Source organism: Aminobacter sp. BA135 (assembly GCF_050859125.1).
In the GTDB taxonomy this organism is placed as follows: Bacteria; Pseudomonadota; Alphaproteobacteria; order Rhizobiales; family Rhizobiaceae; genus Aminobacter; species Aminobacter ciceronei.
Genome location: NZ_CP139572.1, coordinates 1,155,164 through 1,172,323, shown reverse-complemented (window position 1 = coordinate 1,172,323; position 17,160 = coordinate 1,155,164). Strand labels below are relative to the sequence as shown.

The following is a 17,160-nucleotide window of genomic DNA, read 5'->3' as shown; positions in this document are numbered from 1 at the left end:
CGGTGCCCCAGGGGCACCCTTCCATTGCCAAGGAGACAGTTATGAAGTTTTTCGTCGACACCGCCGACGTGAAGGACATCCGTGAGCTCAACGAGCTCGGCCTTCTCGACGGCGTCACCACCAATCCGTCGCTGATCCTCAAGTCCGGCCGCAACATCGCCGAAGTGACCAAGGAAATCTGCGACATCGTCGAAGGCCCTGTTTCGGCTGAAGTCGCCGCCACCGAATATGCCGAGATGATGAAGGAAGCGGCGGTGCTGTCGAAGATCGCCGACAACATCTGCATCAAGGTGCCGCTGACGCTCGACGGCCTCAAGGCCTGCCGCGCGCTGACCTCGGAAGGCCGCATGGTCAACGTCACGCTGTGCTTCTCCGCCAACCAGGCCCTGCTCGCCGCCAAGGCCGGTGCCACCTTCATTTCGCCCTTCATCGGCCGTCTCGACGACATGGCCGTCGACGGCATGGAGCTGATCGCCGAGATCCGCCACATCTATGACAATTACGGCTTCGACACCGAGATCCTGGCCGCTTCGATCCGCTCGACGGAGCACGTCAAGCGCGCCGCCCTGATCGGCGCCGACGTCGCCACCATCCCGCCGGCAACGCTGAAGGCGCTGGTCAAGCACCCGCTGACCGACAAGGGCCTCGAGATGTTCCTGGCCGACTGGGCCAAGACCGGCCAGAAGATCGGCTGATCTTCCAGCCAGAACGACGAAAGCCGGCGCCATCAGCGCCGGCTTTTTTGTGTCTGCTGCTTAGAGAAGCGGCGGCAGCCTGCGCTTGACCGGCTGCGCCTTGACGATCGAGCTGCTGGTTTCCGCCTTGTCGGCGATGCGGTCAAGGATCGTGTCGAGCTCGTCGATGGAGCGGATGTGCAGCCGCCCGACGAAGCAGTCGTCGCCAGTCACCTTGTCGCATTCGGAGAATTGCGGGATCTGCTGGATCAGGTCCTGCACCACATGCAGCTTGCCCGGCAGCGGCCGGATGCGGACGATGGCCTGCAGCGTGTAGCCAAGCGCCGCCGGATCGACATCGACAGTGAAGCCGCGGATGACGCCACGCTCCTCCAGCCGCTTCAGCCGTTCCGATGCGCTCGGAGACGACAGCCCGACCCTCTGGGCCAGTTCCTTCAGGGAAATCCTGGCGTCCTCGACCAGGGTTTCGACCATGCGCCGGTCGATGTCATCAAGCATTTTTCACCTCAAAGGCAAAATCATTTATCAACCTTACATTATCAGGGAAATCCGAGAAAGCATCTCTTCAAAGCCATGTTTTTCCGCCCTGCTACCGCGCAGAATGTGCCCAGCCTAACAAGGAGCAGGGACATGTCGGACAAGATGCGCGGAACCGTCGAAATGACCGCCGCCATGGTGATTTCGGGAACGATCGGGCTGTTCGTCGTCCTGTCCGGCCAGCCGGTGATGGATGTGGTGTTCTGGCGCTGCGCCTTCGGCGCCATCACCCTGCTGATCGTCTGCGCCGCACTCGGCCTGTTCCGGCCCGAGGTGATGACGCGCCGCCAGATTGCCTGGGCCGCGGCCGGCGGTGTCGCTATAGTCTCCAACTGGATCCTGCTGTTCGCGGCCTTCCCACGCGCCTCGATCTCGATCGCGACCGCCGTCTACAACACCCAGCCCTTCATGCTGGTGGCGCTCGGGGCAACGTTGTTCGGCGAGCGGCTGACGCTGACCAAGCTGAGCTGGCTCGGCATCGCCTTTGGCGGCATGCTTTTGATCGTCCAGTCCAAGCCGGACGCCGGCGCCGTCGGCACCGACTATCTCTCCGGCATCCTGCTGGCGCTGGGTGCTGCCTTCTTCTACGCCATCGCCGCGATCATCACCAAGAAGCTCAAGGGTGTGCCGCCGCATCTGATCGCGTTGATCCAAGTGACCGTCGGTATCCTCATGCTCGCGCCCTTCGCCAACTTCGCCGCGCTTCCGGTCGACGCGAAGACCTGGACGCTGCTTGTCGCGGTCGGCGTCGTCCATACGGGCGTGATGTACATCCTGCTCTACGGCGCGATCCAGAAGCTGCCGACGAACCTCGTGGGGGCGCTGTCCTTCATCTATCCAGTCGTTGCGATCCTGGCCGACTTCCTGGCCTTTGGCCATCGTCTGCAGCCGCTGCAGCTGCTCGGCGCCGCAGCAATCCTGATCGCCGCCGCCGGGATGACGCTTGGCTGGACTTTGTTGAAGCGGCGCGTCGCGCGCGCCTGAGCCGGCATCAATCGTCATCGGGCATCAGCCCTGTCGCGCGCATGCCTTCGATCGTCGTCGCACCTTCATTGCGCACCACCGTCAGCGCTCGCGACCCGGTGCGGTCTCGGATCAGGTCGGCAAGCTCGCGCGAATGTGTCACCACCCACACCTGCGTACGCTCGGCGGCCCGCGCGACCATGTCGGCGAGTGCCGGCATCATGCGCGGATGCAGGCTCGACTCGGGCTCGTTGAGCGCAATGAGTTTCGGTAGCCTGTAGGACAAAAGCGCACCCGCCAGCGCCAGGAAGCGGGTCTGGCCGTCCGAGAGTTCCTGCGGCCTGAACACACGCTGCGGGAATTCGGGCAACACCAGCCCGAATGTCGCGGTTTCTCCCGGCACGGGCACGTCGAGTTGTGCACCGCCAAGCGCATCGGCGATACAGCGGTCGAGATCGACGGTGTCCTCGCGGATATGCCTCAGCGTTGCAAAGACGGCCGCCAGATTTGCGCCGTCCTCGTCGAGCATGGGCGACGTCGTTGCAAGTGCTGCCCGCCGCACCGGCGAATCTGCGTCCGTTCGGAAGCCGTGATAGAACCGCCAGCCGGCAACGGCGGCGCGCATGTCGCCAACCTCGGGATAGCGGCCAGCGCCGCCGAGCAGAGCCAGCGCGGTTTCTGAGTTCAGGACACGTTCGGGGTGCTCGACCCGGCGACCATCTCCGTCGCGGGCAAAAATGGCCTGCCCCTTGCGCGACATCATCTCGACCGGTCGACGTCCTGCCTCGATGGTCAGGCTCTCTTCCTTGACGTGCGGTTCAAAGGCGAAACCCGCCGACAGCGGCGGCGGCAGACCGATCTCGACCTTGTAGGCATAGCATACGGCCGTCTCGTCATCGACGAATTGAGCGTCGATGATCACGCGGGCCGGCTGCCCGATGCGGCGAGTGCCCGACCACAGGGCTGAGTTCATGCCGCCCTCGCCGGCGATCTCGCGCGCCAGTGTTCCCTCGGCGGACGCCTTGATGAGCTGCAGCGCCCGATAGAGATTGGACTTGCCGACACCGTTCTCGCCGACGAAAATCGAGACTTGGCCGATGTCGAGCCGGATCGATCGCAACGATCGATAGCCTGCGGCCGAAAAGGATGTCAGCCGCATCGACCCATCCCATTGAAGAGGGCGTCAGCCCTTGGACATGTCCTGGGCGATGGCCAGCCTGAGCAGTTCGGCCAGTTCGCGCGCCGCACGGTTTTCGGCATCACGCTGCGCCCGCAGCGTGGCGAACTCCTGGCGCGGCCGGTCGAACGACGCCGAGACGTTGCGCTTGCCCGAAGCGATGCGTTTGCCGGTCTTGATATCGGTGATGATATAGGTGCCGGTCAGGGTCATCGTGCCGGTGGTGGGCTCGTCGTCCTTGGTGGTCACGGCGGCGAGCAGCGCCGATTCGCTCAACGCTGTCACCGCCAGATCCATCGTGTATGGCGCCGCTGCCTGCTGGCCGGCACCGCCATTGAACATGAAGATCAGATGGTTGCGGACTTCCTGGCCGTAGCGGGTGTTGACCGGCTTGATGTTGATCGAGGCCAGTTGTGTCGCCGTGCCGGCCTCGACACCCGCCTGTGCCGGACCGTCCGAATAAAGCGGACGCACGGTGCAGGCAGATGCCAGTGCAAGCGTGGCAAGCAAAGCCAGACGCGCAGCAACACGCAACGAACGGGCAGAATTCCGCGCCTCAGGCAACGACATTGACGATCCTCTGCGGCACAACAATCACCTTGCGCGGCGACTTCCCATCCAGCGCCTTCTGCACTGCTTCGAGTGCCAGCGCCGCTTTTTCGACGGTCAATTGATCTGCGTCGCGGGCGATTGTCAAATCAGCTCTTTTCTTGCCGTTGATCTGGACCGGATAGGTGATTTCGTTGTCGACGACGAGTGCCGCATCGAACTTCGGCCACGGACGATCGGCAACCAGGCCCTCGCCCTGCAGCGCTGCCCAGCACTCTTCGGCCAGATGCGGCATCATCGGCGCGATCATCACGATCAGGATGTCGACAGCCTCGCGCAGTGCCGAGATCATCTCGGCCGAAGCCTTGCCGGTGGCAGCGTCGGCAAGCGGTCCCTGCAGCGTGTTGGTCAGCTCGTAGATGCGCGCAACCGCCTTGTTGAAGGCGAGCTTGCCGATGTCCTCGCCGACCGACTTCAGCGCTTTGTGCGCCGCCTTCGAGACGGCCGCCGCATCGCCTTCGCCGGCTGCCCTGGCTTCCGCCTTGGCCAACGCCTCGGCCGATTCGGACACCAGGCGCCAGACGCGTTGCACGAAACGATGCGCGCCCTCGACGCCGGCCTCGGTCCACACCACGTCACGTTCGGGCGGCGAATCGCTGAGCACGAACCAGCGCGCAGTGTCGGCGCCGTAGCTGGCGATGATATCGTCGGGGTCGACAACGTTCTTCTTCGACTTCGACATCTTCTCGATCGAACCGATCTCCACCGGCTCGCCGGTCGCAATCAGCGTCGCCCGCCGCTTGCCGTCGTTCTCCTCGATCCTGACGTCGCTCGGCGAAACCCACTCGCCGTTCGGGCCACTGCCGAGACGGTAGGTCTCGTGCACGACCATGCCTTGCGTGAACAGGCCCTTGAACGGTTCGGACAGGTCGAGGTGGCCGGCCTTGCTCATCGCGCGGGTGAAGAAGCGCGAATAGAGCAGGTGCAGGATCGCATGCTCGATGCCACCGATATACTGATCGACCGGCAGCCACTCATTGGCGGCCTTCGGATCGGTCGGTTCGTTTTCCCAAGGTGCGGTGAAGCGCGCGAAATACCATGACGAATCGACAAACGTGTCCATCGTGTCGGTCTCGCGGCGTGCCGCCTTGCCGCATTGCGGGCAGTTGACGTGGCGCCAGGTCGGGTGACGGTCGAGCGGATTGCCCGGACGGTCGAACTCGACGTCGTCGGGCAGCCTGACCGGCAGATCGGCCTTCGGCACCGGCACGACACCGCAATCCTCGCAGTGGATCATCGGGATCGGGCAGCCCCAGTAGCGCTGGCGCGAAATGCCCCAGTCGCGCAGGCGGAACTGCACCTTGCGCTCGCCCATCGGGCGATTGCCGATCGAGATCTGTTCGAGACGGGTGGCGACGTCGTTGAATGCCGCCTCCGGCTTCATGCCGTCGAGGAAGCGCGAATTGATCATCACGCCGTCGTCGGTATAGGCTTCCTCGGTGATCTGGAAGGTCGCGGCATCGCCGCCCTCCGGCATCACGACAGGAACCACCGGCAGGCCATACTTGTTGGCAAAATCGAGGTCGCGCTGGTCTCCCGACGGGCAGCCGAAGATGGCGCCCGTACCGTAGTCCATCAGCACGAAGTTGGCGACATAGACCGGCAGCGTCCAGCTCGGGTCGAACGGATGGACGACGCGGATGCCGGTGTCCATGCCCTTCTTCTCGGCCGTTTCCAGCGCTGCCACCGACGTGCCCATGCGGCGCACGTCGTCCATGAAGGCGGCGAGCTCGGGCTTGCTTTCTGCAGCCTTCCTGGCCAGCGGATGGTCGGCCGAGATCGCCATGAAGGAGGCGCCGAAGATCGTGTCCGGACGGGTCGTGTAGACCTCGAGTTCGCTCTCGCCGGAAGGTGCTGTGCCGGCCGCCAGCGGCCAGCGGATCAGCAGGCCTTCCGAACGGCCGATCCAGTTGCGCTGCATCAGCTTGACCTTCTCGGGCCACTCGTCGAGGCCATCGAGCGCGTCCGACAGGTCCTGTGCGAAATCGGTGATCTTGAAGAACCACTGCGTCAGCTCGCGCTGTTCGACCAGCGCACCGGAGCGCCAGCCGCGGCCGTCGATGACCTGCTCGTTGGCGAGCACCGTCATGTCCTCGGGATCCCAGTTGACCTTGGACGACTTGCGCGTCACCAGGCCCTTCTCGACGAAGTCGATGAACAGCATCTGCTGGCGATGGTAGTAGTCGACGTCGCAGGTGGCGAACTCACGGCTCCAGTCGAGCGACAGGCCCATCGACTTCAGCTGCGTGCGCATCGTTGCGATGTTCTGGTAGGTCCAGTCCTTGGGATGGACCTTGTTCTTCATCGCGGCGTTTTCCGCCGGCATGCCGAAGGCATCCCAGCCCATCGGATGCAGCACGTTGTAGCCCATGGCGCGGCGAAAACGCGCGACCACGTCGCCCATCGCATAGTTGCGGACGTGACCGACATGGATACGCCCCGACGGGTAGGGGAACATCTCCAGCACGTAATATTTCGGCCGGGGATCGTCGTTCTCGGTCTCGAACAGCTTTGCCTCGCCCCAGGCCTTCTGCCATTTGGGTTCGGACGCGCGCGGATTGTATCGTTCGGTTGCCATCGGATGTTTTTCACTTAAAAGCGTGCATGACCGGGGCGAAAACCCGCGGTCCAGGAAATCGTTGCCGGGTGTTCATCATGGATTCCCGGACCCGTCAACACCGGCAGGCTGGAGGCGGGCAAAAAGCAGCAGGGCCAGCGGCATGGAAAAGTCGGTCGAACAGCTCACTCTGGTGAAGCATAAGATAGGTGGGGCCGAGCGCGAGGCCAACAGGCCCGAGGGTTCGACGGTGCTCGTGGCGGTCTCCAAGACCTTCGAGGCCGAACACATCCGCCCGGTCATCGAGGCCGGCCAGCGCGTCTTCGGCGAAAACCGCGTCCAGGAAGCGCAAGGCAAATGGCCCCAGCTGAAGACGGAGTTTTCCGACATCGAGCTCCACCTGATCGGCCCGCTGCAATCCAACAAGGCGAAGGAAGCGGTCGCCCTGTTCGACGTCATCGAGACTGTCGACCGGGAGAAGATCGCCGCCGAGCTCGCCCGGGAAATCGAGAAGCAGGGCCGGTCGCCGAAACTCTACGTCCAGGTCAACACCGGCTCCGAGCCGCAAAAGGCTGGTATCGAGCCGCGCGAAGCGGTCGCCTTCGTCAAGCGCTGCCGCGCGGTCCACAACCTCGCCATCGAAGGCCTGATGTGCATCCCGCCGGCAGAAGAAAACCCCGGCCCCCATTTCGCCCTGCTGGAAAAACTGGCGCGCGAAGCCAGCTTGGAGAAGCTGTCGATGGGCATGTCGGGCGACTACGAACTGGCGGTTGCATTCGGCGCCACCAGCGTGCGCGTCGGCTCGGCGATCTTCGGTACCCGCTGAGTAGCCACCAAGCAGTCGTTGCCGATAGGCCGCAGCTCGCCACCGTCGCGCTCGGCCCGAAGTACAGGAAACTGCTGGTGGCCAAAGCAAAAGCAGCCGAACAAAAAAAGCCGGGATGCATCCCGGCCCAGACTGCTGACGAACCCCGTCGAATTTCGGCGGGGTTTTGTTTTGCGGGTTGATTGAGCTTTTGGATTGATTTCGGGGAGCAGATGCCAGGGCCGTTGCGAGCCCGCTTTGGCCTCATGCGAGGCTTGGTTTTGGCTTTGGCCAGAGGCTGATTGCGATCTTTTTCATGTTTTGGGCGGCGGCTGCGATCAGGCACTGGCAGGCGACGCGTGTTCGCCCTCGGAAGCGTGCATAGCGATGGCCGAAGAGCTGCTTGGCATCGGCGAAGGATCGCTCGACCGTCTCCTTGCGGCGTCGATAGATCGCCTTGCCCCATGCGGTTAAGCGGTTGGCATCGACCCGCTCGCGGACATCCTGCCAGACATGGCGCGTGATGGTGCGCTCGGCCTTGGCGTTTGATGTGCAAGACGCCAGCAGCGGACAGTTGCGGCAGATCGTCGGGTCGCTCCTGTAGTGGCGATAACCGCCGCGATCTGTGGTGGCGTAAGTGAGCAACTGGCCCTGCGGGCAACGATAGCCGTCAAGGTCCGGCTCATGGACGAAAGCGCCCTTCCTCATCTTGCCAGGCTTTGGCCGGGGCGGGTTGCGATAGCCGACGACACCCTGGATGTTCCTGTCCTCCAGGCCCTTGGCGATGCCTGGCGTGGCATAGCCGGCATCCAGCCCCGCCGCCGTGACGTCGAAGCCGAAACGCTCCACCTGGCGGTCGAGCCGGTCGAGATAGACGATCGAGTCATGCACGTTGGCCGGCGTGGCAAACGTGTCGGTGATGATGCCGAAGCCGCCATCCACCGTGCGGTGATCGAGATAAAAGAAGCCCTTCGGCTTGCCCTCGCGCACCATATAGCCTGCCTCAGGATCGGTGCGCGAGACCTTCGTCTCTTTCACCGCAGGCTGCCGCTCCTGCTCCTTCAGCGCCTTCTGGCCGTGCAGCGCCCGTTCGGCATCGATCGCCCGGTCGAGTTCGCCCCAGTAGTCGGCACGCGACTTGGCGACCATGGCAAGGTCGTACTTGCCCTTGTTGGCATTGGCCTTCAGGTGCGTGCTGTCGGTGTAGAGCACCGTGCCGTCGACCAAGCCTGCCCCGATCGCCTGCTCGACAATGCGGTCGAAGATCGCCTGCGCGATCGTCTCGTCCTGGTAGCGCCGGCGGCGGTTCTGCGACAATGTCGAGGCGTCGAACACCTTGTCCGTCAGCTTCAGCCGCAGGAACCACCGGTAGGCGACATTGACCTCGATCTCTCGCACCAATTGCCGCTCCGAGCGCACCCCGAACAGGTAGCCGATGAACAGCGCCTTGAACATCAAGGTCGGATCGAGTGGCGGGCGACCCGAGTGGCGGGCGACCATTGTCGGCGCAGTAAAGCGGCGCTGTCAGATCGTGGATGAACGAGAAATCGATAACACCATCGATCTTGCGCAGAAGGTGATCAACTGGAACCAGTTGATCAAGCGTGACGATCTCAAGTGCGGTTTGTTCAGGGCCAGCTCGCTTCAACATCACCCACTAAATCACAAACCCCCAACTCTCGCCAGGGGTTTGTCAGCAGTCTGAGCCGGGATGCATCCCGGCCTTTTGCTTTGGCTGATCGCGAAAATTACTCCGCGGCGACGATCTTGCCGCCTTCCCACTTGAACAGCGAGAAGCTCGGCGAGGTCAGGTCGCCGGTTTCGCCATAAGTCAGATTGCCGATGGCGGTGGAGATCGGCTCGCCCGACTTGAGCGCTGCGGCAACCGCTGCGGTATCGTCGGCCTTGCCGGCCTTCTCGATGCCGGCCTTGAGCACTTCGACAGCGGCATAGGCGTTGAGCGTGAACGCCTCGGCGGGAATGCCCTTGTCGGTCAGAACCTTGACCGCATCGGCCGAGGCCGGGTTCTTCAGCGCGTCGGTCGCATTGGTGAACAGCGTGCCGGCGGCGGCCTCGTTGCCGATCGCCCAGAACTCGGTGTTCGACAGGCCCTCACCGCCGATGATCACAGCATTGACGCCGCCATCCTTCAGCTGGCGCGCCAGCAAGCCGCCCTCGGGATGGTAGCCGCCGAAATAGATGACGTCGACATTGTCGGCCTTGAGGCGGGTGATGAGCGCCGACAAATCCTTCTCGCCCGGGTTGAGCGAGTTCTGCTGCACTTCGGTCAGGCCGCCGGCATTGATCGCCTTCTTGAAGGCTTCGGCCAGGCCCTTGCCGTAGGTGCCCTTGTCGTCGATCACGGCGACGCGCTTGTCCTTCATGTTCTTGAGCACATAGGCGGCAGCCACTTCGGCCTGCTGGTCGTCACGGCCGCAGGTGCGCAGAACGTTGGTCAGGCCGCGCGCGGTCAGGTCCGGCGCGGTTGCCGTCGGCGTCACCATCAGGATGCCGTTTTCGGCAAAGACGTCCGAAGCCGGAATCGCAACGCCCGAAGTCACCGGGCCAACGACATATTTCACGCCTTCGCCAACCAGCAGGTTGGCAGCCGAGACGCCCTGCTTTGGATCGCCGGCATCGTCGGCAAGCTTCAGCACGATCTTCTCGCCGAGGATGCCACCCTTTTCATTGATGACATCGACGGCAGCCTGGGCGCCGTTCTTGACCTGGTCGCCATAGGCGGCGACCGGACCGGTCAGCGGGGCGACGAGGCCGATGGTGATGTCGGCATGCGCGGTGGAGCCGAAGGCCATCAGCGCGGCGAGCGAGACGCCCGCAAGGATCTTCATGTTCATCGTAGTTCTCCCTTTTGCCCGCCGATCTCAAGGGATCGACGGGAACTCTGGAGGGCGGGATAGCGGCCCGGGGAGCGTCCTGCAATCGGCCCAGCGCCGCAAAAGCCGCAATTGATTTGTGCCAGAACCTTGCGCAGGCGATCGTCATCGCGCGAAAAATCGCTGTCGATCAATGATATAGGCGAACCGACACGAAGGCTCAGTGCAGCAGCACGAACTCGCCGTCGACCTTACGCCATTCGTTGGGCGCGATCAGCTTGCGGTGGGTGTAGTGCACCGAGTGCAGCGGGCCTTCGAGCTTTGTCCGCCAGAACTCGATGAAGCCGAACAGGACGGGAAATTTCGGCGCCAGGTCGTAGTCCTGCCAGATGAATGTCTGCAGCACATGTGGGTGGTCGGGCAGGTGATAGAGGATTTCGGCCGTGGTCAGGCCGTAGCCCCTGAGCATCAGTTCCAGTTCAGAAGCGTCGCGCATGCTGGCCTTCCGTATCGAACAGCTCCTCCACGGCCAAAGTCTGCGCCGCGATGGTTAACTGTCTGCTAAAACAACGGAATGCGCATATGATAGTTCCAAGAAATCAGCACTTTAGCACTCGACCTCAGCCATTGCTGATCGCTATATAGCGGCGGCGATTTGCCGCTGCGGAAAGACCGCAGCCAAATCCAAGGTCTAATATTGTGAGGCGGCGCGAATTGCTAATAATGCGCGCCAACGCGGCGACAACGCCGCCGCCCGCCGGCCAGCAGGGGCCGCCGGGTCGTTGCCGGGAGGAAGGGAAAGAAATGTCCGAAGTCCGTGTCCACCGCGTCCAGCCGGCGTGGAAGAAGAATGCGCTGATCGACAACGACACCTACCTGAAATGGTACGGCGAGAGCGTCAAGAACCCCGACAAGTTCTGGGGCAAGCACGGCAAGCGCATCGACTGGTTCAAGCCCTACACCAAGGTCAAGAACACCTCCTTCGACGGCAAGGTCGCGATCAAGTGGTTCGAGGACGGGCTGACCAACGTCTCCTACAATTGCATCGACCGCCACCTGAAGAAGCGCGGCAACCAGACCGCCATCATCTGGGAAGGCGACAACCCTTACGACGACAAGAAGATCACCTACAACGAGCTCTACGAGCATGTCTGCCGCCTCGCCAACGTGATGAAGAAGCGCGGCGTCAAGAAGGGCGACCGCGTCACCATCTACATGCCGATGATCCCCGAGGCTGCCTATGCGATGCTGGCCTGCACCCGCATCGGCGCCATCCATTCGATCGTCTTCGGCGGCTTCTCGCCCGATGCGCTGGCCGGTCGCATCGTCGACTGCGAATCTACCTTCGTCATCACCGCGGACGAAGGCCTGCGCGGCGGCAAGGCCATCCCGCTCAAGGAAAACACCGACAAGGCGATCGATATTGCCGCCAAACATCATGTCATGGTCAAGGACGTGCTGGTGGTGCGCCGCACCGGCGGCAAGGTCGGCTGGGCGCCCGGCCGCGACCACTGGTACCACGACGAGGTCCGCTCGGTGAAAGCCGAATGCAAGCCCGAGAAGATGAAGGCCGAGGATCCGTTGTTCATCCTCTACACCTCGGGTTCGACCGGCAAGCCCAAGGGCGTGCTGCACACCACCGGCGGCTATCTCGTCTACGCCTCGATGACCCACCAATATGTCTTCGACTACCATGACGGCGATATCTACTGGTGCACGGCCGATGTCGGCTGGGTCACCGGCCACAGCTACATCGTCTATGGCCCGCTCGCCAACGGCGCCACCACGCTGATGTTCGAGGGTGTGCCCAATTACCCCAGCGCCTCGCGCTTCTGGGACGTCGTCGACAAGCACAAGGTCAACATCTTCTACACCGCCCCCACCGCCATCCGCGCTTTGATGGGCGCCGGCGACGAGCATGTGAAGAAGACTTCGCGCAAGAGCCTGCGCGTTCTGGGTTCGGTCGGCGAGCCGATCAATCCGGAAGCCTGGGAGTGGTATTACAACGTCGTCGGCGACAAGAAGGTGCCGATCGTCGACACCTGGTGGCAGACCGAGACCGGCGGCATCCTGATCACGCCGCTGCCTGGTGCAACCGACCTCAAGCCGGGCTCGGCGACGCGGCCGTTCTTCGGCGTCAAGCCGGAGCTCGTCGACAACGAAGGCAATGTGCTCGAGGGTGCCGCCGACGGCAATCTCTGCATCACCGATTCCTGGCCGGGGCAGATGCGCACCGTCTATGGCGACCACGAACGCTTCATCCAGACCTATTTCGCCACCTACAAGGGCAAGTATTTCACCGGTGACGGCTGCCGCCGTGACGCCGACGGCTACTACTGGATCACCGGTCGCGTAGACGACGTCATCAACGTCTCGGGTCACCGCATGGGTACCGCAGAGGTCGAGTCGGCGCTGGTCAGCCACGACAAGGTCTCGGAAGCCGCCGTCGTCGGTTACCCGCACGACATCAAGGGCCAGGGCATCTACAGCTATGTCACGCTGATGTCGGGCGTCGAGGCGACCGAGGACCTGCGCAAGGAGCTCGTCGCCCATGTCCGCAAGGAGATCGGCGCCATCGCTTCGCCCGACAAGATCCAGTTCGCGCCGGGCCTGCCCAAGACCCGCTCGGGCAAGATCATGCGCCGCATCCTGCGCAAGATCGCCGAGGACGATTTCGGTGCGCTCGGCGACACCTCGACGCTGGCCGATCCCGCCGTGGTTGACGACCTCGTCGCCAACCGCCAGAACAAGCGGGCCTGATGAACCTCCAACCCCCGCATCACCGATGCGGGGGTTTTTGCTTCGGCGATGCACGGACCGCTGGTCCAATGACTGCTCGAAGTCACCTATTGACAACTCCTCACATCGGAAAAAGAATTTTCCTATACGAAAATTCCTGAGAGGAGCTGCCAGATGGCACGAGAAGTTGAGTGGGCGCGCATGACCGCGCCGGACCTGCGCGAGATCGCCGCGCGCGGCAACGCCATGGCGATCCTCCCGGTCGGCTCACTGGAGCAGCATGGCCCGCATCTGCCTGTCATTACCGACACGGCCAGCGCCGAGGCCGCCGCCCGGCGCGGCGCGCGCCTGGTCGCCGATGAGGTGCCTCTCGCCGTGCTGCCCGGCCTCTGGCTTGGCATGAGCGAACACCATCTGCCGTTCGGCGGCACGATCAGCCTCGACTACACCGCCTATTTCCATGTGCTGAAATCGATCGTCCGGTCGCTGAAGGCTATCGGCTTTACCCGCTTGCTGATCGTCAACGGCCATGGCGGCAACATCGACCCGCTGGCGATGTCGACACGCGAGCTTGCCGTCGAGTTCGCCATGCCGATCGTCTACACCACGCCCTGGATGCTGGCGCCGGCGGAGACAGCAGCACTGTTCGAGACCGACAACGGCCCCAAGCATGCCTGCGAGGGCGAGGCGTCGGTGATGCTGGCGATCTCGCCCGACACGGTGAAACCGGACAAATTCGAAGAGGCCTTCACGTCGGAGGCCGGCAAAAACGAGGCGCCGCATGGTGCCCATCGCTTCTACTCGTTTTCCGAGCGCGCGCCCACTACCGGCACATGGGGCGTTCCGGCCAAGGGCACGGCCGAGAAGGGTGAGCGCTTCCTTGATCTGCAGGCGCGCGAACTCGCCAAGCTGATCGTCGACCCCGTGCTTTGGACGAAGCCTGACGCGGTCTGGCGGACGGGACGCGGGCTCGACACGCGCGCCGGACGCGCTGACTGAGCAGGCAAAGCGCCCGCGCCCGGCAGGCATGAAGAACAGGCCTTGACTTAGAGTGCGCTCGAACACCTAGCATTGCGAGCGTCGTAACGAGACAAGGTTGATCATGAAGATCGGTGAGCTTGCCAGGCGCAGCGGTTTGACCGCTTACACGATCCGCTACTACGAGCAGATCGGGCTGTTGCCCGTGGCCGACAAGGACGCCTCGGGGCAACGTGACTATGACGCCTCGATCCTCACCTGGATCGAGTTTCTCGGCCGGCTCAAGTCCACCGGCATGCCGATCCGCGAGATGCTGCGTTATGCCCGGCTTCGCCAGCAGGGCGAGGCTAGCGAAGCCGAGCGTCGCCTCCTGCTGGAAAGGCACCGCGACAAGGTCCGCGCCGACGTCGCCGATCTTCAGGCCAACCTCCTCGTTCTCGACGCCAAGATATCGGGCTACGCCGATGCAGAACAAAGGATCGAGACCAATGGACAACAACATCGAAAGCCGCTTCGAGCGCGGCACGCGCGCACTCTTTGACATCGACGGCGAAGGCGGCCGGAAGGTCGTCGATTCTCTCGCCGACATTGCCCCCGATTTCGCCCGCTACATCATCGAGTTTCCGTTCGGCGACATCTATTCACGCCCCGGCCTCGACTTGAGGTCGCGCGAGATCGCAACGATCGCCGCCCTGACCGCGCTCGGCAATGCTGCGCCGCAGCTCAAGGTGCATATCCAGGCGGGACTGAATGTCGGTTTGAGCCGCGACGAGATCGTCGAGACCATCATGCAGATGGCGGTCTATGCCGGCTTTCCAGCGGCCCTCAACGGCCTGTTCGCCGCACGAGAGGTGTTCCAGGAAAAGCACAGTCTCGCAGCATGATGTCGTACCAAGGGCCTAGTGCCATGGTCGCACTTGCCAAATCGATGGAAAGACCCCACCTTCTTGAAGTGTTCAACGAACTGAAAGGAGGTGATCCGATGTCGAGTGATTTCGTTTTCCAGAACGTGGCCTCAGCGGATTGCCCTTTCGGGAAGCAGTCTTCCCGTTAAGGCGCGAGATGCGCGGCTGGTAACAGCCTGAGCCGCGCCATGGACGGAAACACGGAAAGGCCGCCTCTTCGCAAGAAGGGCGGCCTTTTTCCTTGGCACCAGCGACTTACTTGGTCAGCGCAAGTCGCTCGATGTTGCGCGCGATGGTCTGGAAGGCGTCATCGAGCTCCTTGCCGTTCGAGGTCTCGTAGTAGCGCTTCACCACACCGTCTGGCGAAGCGCAGTCCTTCATCGTCTGCTTGGCGGCGGCGGTATCGAGCTTGAAGCCGATGGTGAAAATCTCGATGCCTTTCTTTCGCATTTCCTCGCACAACGTCTTGGCTGCGGTGCGGGTGGCGGTCTTGCCGCTCGCATTGTAGGCATCCTGCCATTTGGAGGCATCCGCGTACGACAGGTTGAATTCGCCGTCGGTCATCAGGATTGCGAACTTTGCGACCTTCTCGGGATCGGCTTTTTCGGGCCGTTCCGACTTCTGGAACACGCCCGCCCAATTCTCGGACAAGGTGTACCAGGCCCACTGAATGCCGATATGCCCAGCGGTGCCGCCATTGGCAACGAAAGCCTCGATCTCGGACTTGAGCTTCTTGCCGTCATCTGTGAGCGGCACCACCTTCGCGCCAGGGCAGGCGGGGGTGTCGTAGTTTTCGGAATAGGCGTCGATCAGAAAATCGCGATTGACCATCGCCAAGTCAGGCCCGGCATCGGTGTACTGGTAAAACCCCTTGCGCTCGGTGGCGCAGTTGTCGGGACGCGTCGAGCTCGAAACCGCCTTCGCGTCGGTATTGGCAGGCGCTTGTTTGCGGTCCGCCTTACTACGCTCCACGAAGACAGAGCTTGACGCCAGATCGCCTGTGTTGACGGAATTTGCGTAGGGGACCAGCGACATGCGCACGCGCGGGTCGCCTGACGGTGTCTTCTCCCCCTTCAGGAAGCTGTCGACCGCGTTCTTTGCGGCCGTCTTCAGATCCTTGATCTTCTGACCGTCCATCGACTTGGTGACATCGAGCATCATCGCCACTTCGATGCGCTTGTCGGAATAGAGTGACGCCGTCGACGCCGCGACACGCTGACGGTTGGATGTACCGAACAACGGGAAGAACACATTGACGTCGATGTAGGCCGACGCCTCCACCGTGCCGGCGAGCTTGTCGACTGTCACCTTGTTCAACACGACCTTTTCGCCCGGCGCCAGCAGACGGCCAGCATTGGCCTCGAGAAAGGCCCGGACTGTGGCGTCCGCATCCTCGAGCTTGATCTTGCCGGTCGTCAGATCGCGGGCGGTCGACGTCACCGCGGCATCAACCGCCTGCGACAGACCCGACTTCACGTTGAACAACTGCGCGGTGTTGATGCCGTAGCCGGCTGCCATGGCGAGAATGGAAATGGTGATGCCGCCAAGAATGGCAAAGTTGCCGCTGCTGTCTCCGGTGAAACGCCTTGCCACCCGTGCCAGTGCCTGAAATTTCCGCATGTCCTGCCCCGCCGCCTGTGTGCCTCTGGCAAGGGCAAAGCAGGAAATCGGCCGCGGCCGCCCATTCAGCCGGGCACGGCGGCATCACCGCATCAAGTCATTGATTTTCATTGAGATCACTGATCCACATGGTGAATTTGGGGTAAACCCGCTTGCAAGCCGGCGGGCTTGTTTACCGCTCGTTCACCATGGTGACGGCAGCACCGCTGGCGCCGCCTCACTTCGGCACACAAAGCCTGTGCCAGATCGGGTCACCTACACCAGCTGTCCCGCTTGCCGCCGCCATAGGCGCGCACCAGCCCGTCTTCGAGCATTGCCTTGGCGACCACCTCACCGTCTCCGGTGCTGACGTCGGCAAGCACACGGCCGTAATATTTGGCGCCACCGATATTGGAGAGACTTATCGGACCCTCAGCGACAAGCCGGGCAAGGGCTGCTCGTGCCGCCAGTGCCGCGGTTCGTTCGTCCACGCACCGGCTTTTCATCTCCGGTGCGTCGATGCCACGAATGCGGATGTTCACCCGCAGCGTCTGCCCGGGCCAGATCTCGGCCTCGGCCAGGAACGTATCGCCGTCGATCACCTCGACGACGCGCGCGCTGACCGGCCCGGCGAAATTGTCCCGCCGTTTGGCTTCTACGGGAGAGGCAAGGCCGACACAAACCAGCACCGACATAACCTTGAGCGGATTCGAATCCATTCAAGGTATTTATTCCTATGTCGTCGATTGAGCAATACGCCCG

General features: G+C 62.8%; 15 protein-coding genes and 1 pseudogene. 7 read left to right on the top strand and 9 right to left on the bottom strand.

The genetic code is table 11. From position 1 onward, the window contains the following. Positions 1–41: 41 nt before the first annotated feature. Positions 42–695 carry a fructose-6-phosphate aldolase gene (gene fsa / locus SLT36_RS05685; protein WP_067956544.1) on the top strand — a complete coding sequence of 218 codons (654 nt, stop codon included), beginning with the start codon at positions 42–44 and terminating at the stop codon, positions 693–695. 60 nt (positions 696–755) lie between these two features. Here fsa and SLT36_RS05680 read toward each other — a convergent pair whose 3' ends face one another. Beyond that, positions 756–1,193, bottom strand: a complete 438-nt coding sequence (locus SLT36_RS05680; RefSeq protein WP_067956542.1) for an Lrp/AsnC family transcriptional regulator — start codon at positions 1,191–1,193, stop codon at positions 756–758. A gap of 132 nt (positions 1,194–1,325) precedes the next feature. On the opposite strand from SLT36_RS05680, the gene SLT36_RS05675 reads away from it, so the two are divergent. Beyond that, positions 1,326–2,216: a DMT family transporter gene (locus SLT36_RS05675; RefSeq protein ID WP_432286259.1), complete on the top strand. Its 891-nt coding sequence runs from the start codon at positions 1,326–1,328 to the stop codon at positions 2,214–2,216. Between the two features lie 7 nt (positions 2,217–2,223). Here SLT36_RS05675 and SLT36_RS05670 read toward each other — a convergent pair whose 3' ends face one another. Genes SLT36_RS05670 through leuS form a run of 3 tightly spaced genes read right to left on the bottom strand, consistent with a single transcriptional unit; the run spans position 2,224 to position 6,559 of the window. Beyond that, positions 2,224–3,354 (bottom strand): AAA family ATPase, encoded by a 1,131-nt coding sequence (locus tag SLT36_RS05670; RefSeq protein ID WP_432286258.1) that lies wholly within the window; start codon positions 3,352–3,354, stop codon positions 2,224–2,226. 24 nt (positions 3,355–3,378) lie between these two features. Beyond that, the gene (lptE, locus tag SLT36_RS05665; RefSeq protein WP_432286257.1) at positions 3,379–3,942 is read right to left on the bottom strand and encodes an LPS assembly lipoprotein LptE; all 564 of its coding nucleotides are present in this window, start codon (positions 3,940–3,942) and stop codon (positions 3,379–3,381) included. Beyond that, a complete protein-coding gene (leuS, locus tag SLT36_RS05660) occupies positions 3,929–6,559 on the bottom strand; it encodes a leucine--tRNA ligase (protein ID WP_432286256.1) in 2,631 nt (876 codons plus the stop codon). Before leuS ends, lptE begins: the two co-directional genes overlap by 14 nt. A gap of 142 nt (positions 6,560–6,701) precedes the next feature. On the opposite strand from leuS, the gene SLT36_RS05655 reads away from it, so the two are divergent. Next, entirely contained in the window at positions 6,702–7,364 is a 663-nt protein-coding gene (locus SLT36_RS05655) for a YggS family pyridoxal phosphate-dependent enzyme (RefSeq protein WP_432286255.1), read from the top strand. Positions 7,365–7,607: 243 nt separating this feature from the next. Here the strand turns inward: SLT36_RS05655 and SLT36_RS05650 are convergent. From SLT36_RS05650 to SLT36_RS05640, 3 genes and pseudogenes are all read right to left on the bottom strand, one after another. Continuing rightward, positions 7,608–8,994 (bottom strand): annotated as a pseudogene (locus SLT36_RS05650) (IS1182 family transposase). A gap of 97 nt (positions 8,995–9,091) precedes the next feature. Beyond that, complete coding sequence (locus SLT36_RS05645) at positions 9,092–10,192, bottom strand: branched-chain amino acid ABC transporter substrate-binding protein (RefSeq protein ID WP_432288261.1); 1,101 nt, start codon at positions 10,190–10,192, stop codon at positions 9,092–9,094. A gap of 205 nt (positions 10,193–10,397) precedes the next feature. Then, positions 10,398–10,673: an usg protein gene (locus SLT36_RS05640; protein WP_432286254.1), complete on the bottom strand. Its 276-nt coding sequence runs from the start codon at positions 10,671–10,673 to the stop codon at positions 10,398–10,400. Between the two features lie 308 nt (positions 10,674–10,981). Between SLT36_RS05640 and acs the strand changes: the two genes are divergently transcribed. The 4 genes from acs to SLT36_RS05620 all read left to right on the top strand — a co-directional run bounded on the left by acs (position 10,982) and on the right by SLT36_RS05620 (position 14,778). Next, positions 10,982–12,937 (top strand): acetate--CoA ligase, encoded by a 1,956-nt coding sequence (acs, locus tag SLT36_RS05635; protein WP_432286253.1) that lies wholly within the window; start codon positions 10,982–10,984, stop codon positions 12,935–12,937. A gap of 153 nt (positions 12,938–13,090) precedes the next feature. After that, positions 13,091–13,915: a creatininase family protein gene (locus tag SLT36_RS05630; RefSeq protein ID WP_432286252.1), complete on the top strand. Its 825-nt coding sequence runs from the start codon at positions 13,091–13,093 to the stop codon at positions 13,913–13,915. A 103-nt stretch (positions 13,916–14,018) separates the two neighbouring features. Continuing rightward, the gene (locus tag SLT36_RS05625; RefSeq protein ID WP_432288259.1) at positions 14,019–14,435 is read left to right on the top strand and encodes a MerR family transcriptional regulator; all 417 of its coding nucleotides are present in this window, start codon (positions 14,019–14,021) and stop codon (positions 14,433–14,435) included. Beyond that, positions 14,383–14,778, top strand: coding sequence for a carboxymuconolactone decarboxylase family protein (locus SLT36_RS05620; RefSeq protein ID WP_432286251.1), 396 nt, complete (start codon positions 14,383–14,385; stop codon positions 14,776–14,778). The genes SLT36_RS05625 and SLT36_RS05620 overlap by 53 nt, the downstream gene beginning before the upstream one ends. 276 nt (positions 14,779–15,054) lie before the next feature. Here the strand turns inward: SLT36_RS05620 and SLT36_RS05615 are convergent, their stop codons facing one another. Further along, positions 15,055–16,419, bottom strand: a complete 1,365-nt coding sequence (locus SLT36_RS05615; RefSeq protein ID WP_432286250.1) for a hypothetical protein — start codon at positions 16,417–16,419, stop codon at positions 15,055–15,057. 251 nt (positions 16,420–16,670) lie between these two features. Beyond that, the gene (locus tag SLT36_RS05610) at positions 16,671–17,117 is read right to left on the bottom strand and encodes a thermonuclease family protein (protein ID WP_432286249.1); all 447 of its coding nucleotides are present in this window, start codon (positions 17,115–17,117) and stop codon (positions 16,671–16,673) included. Positions 17,118–17,160: the final 43 nt, after the last annotated feature.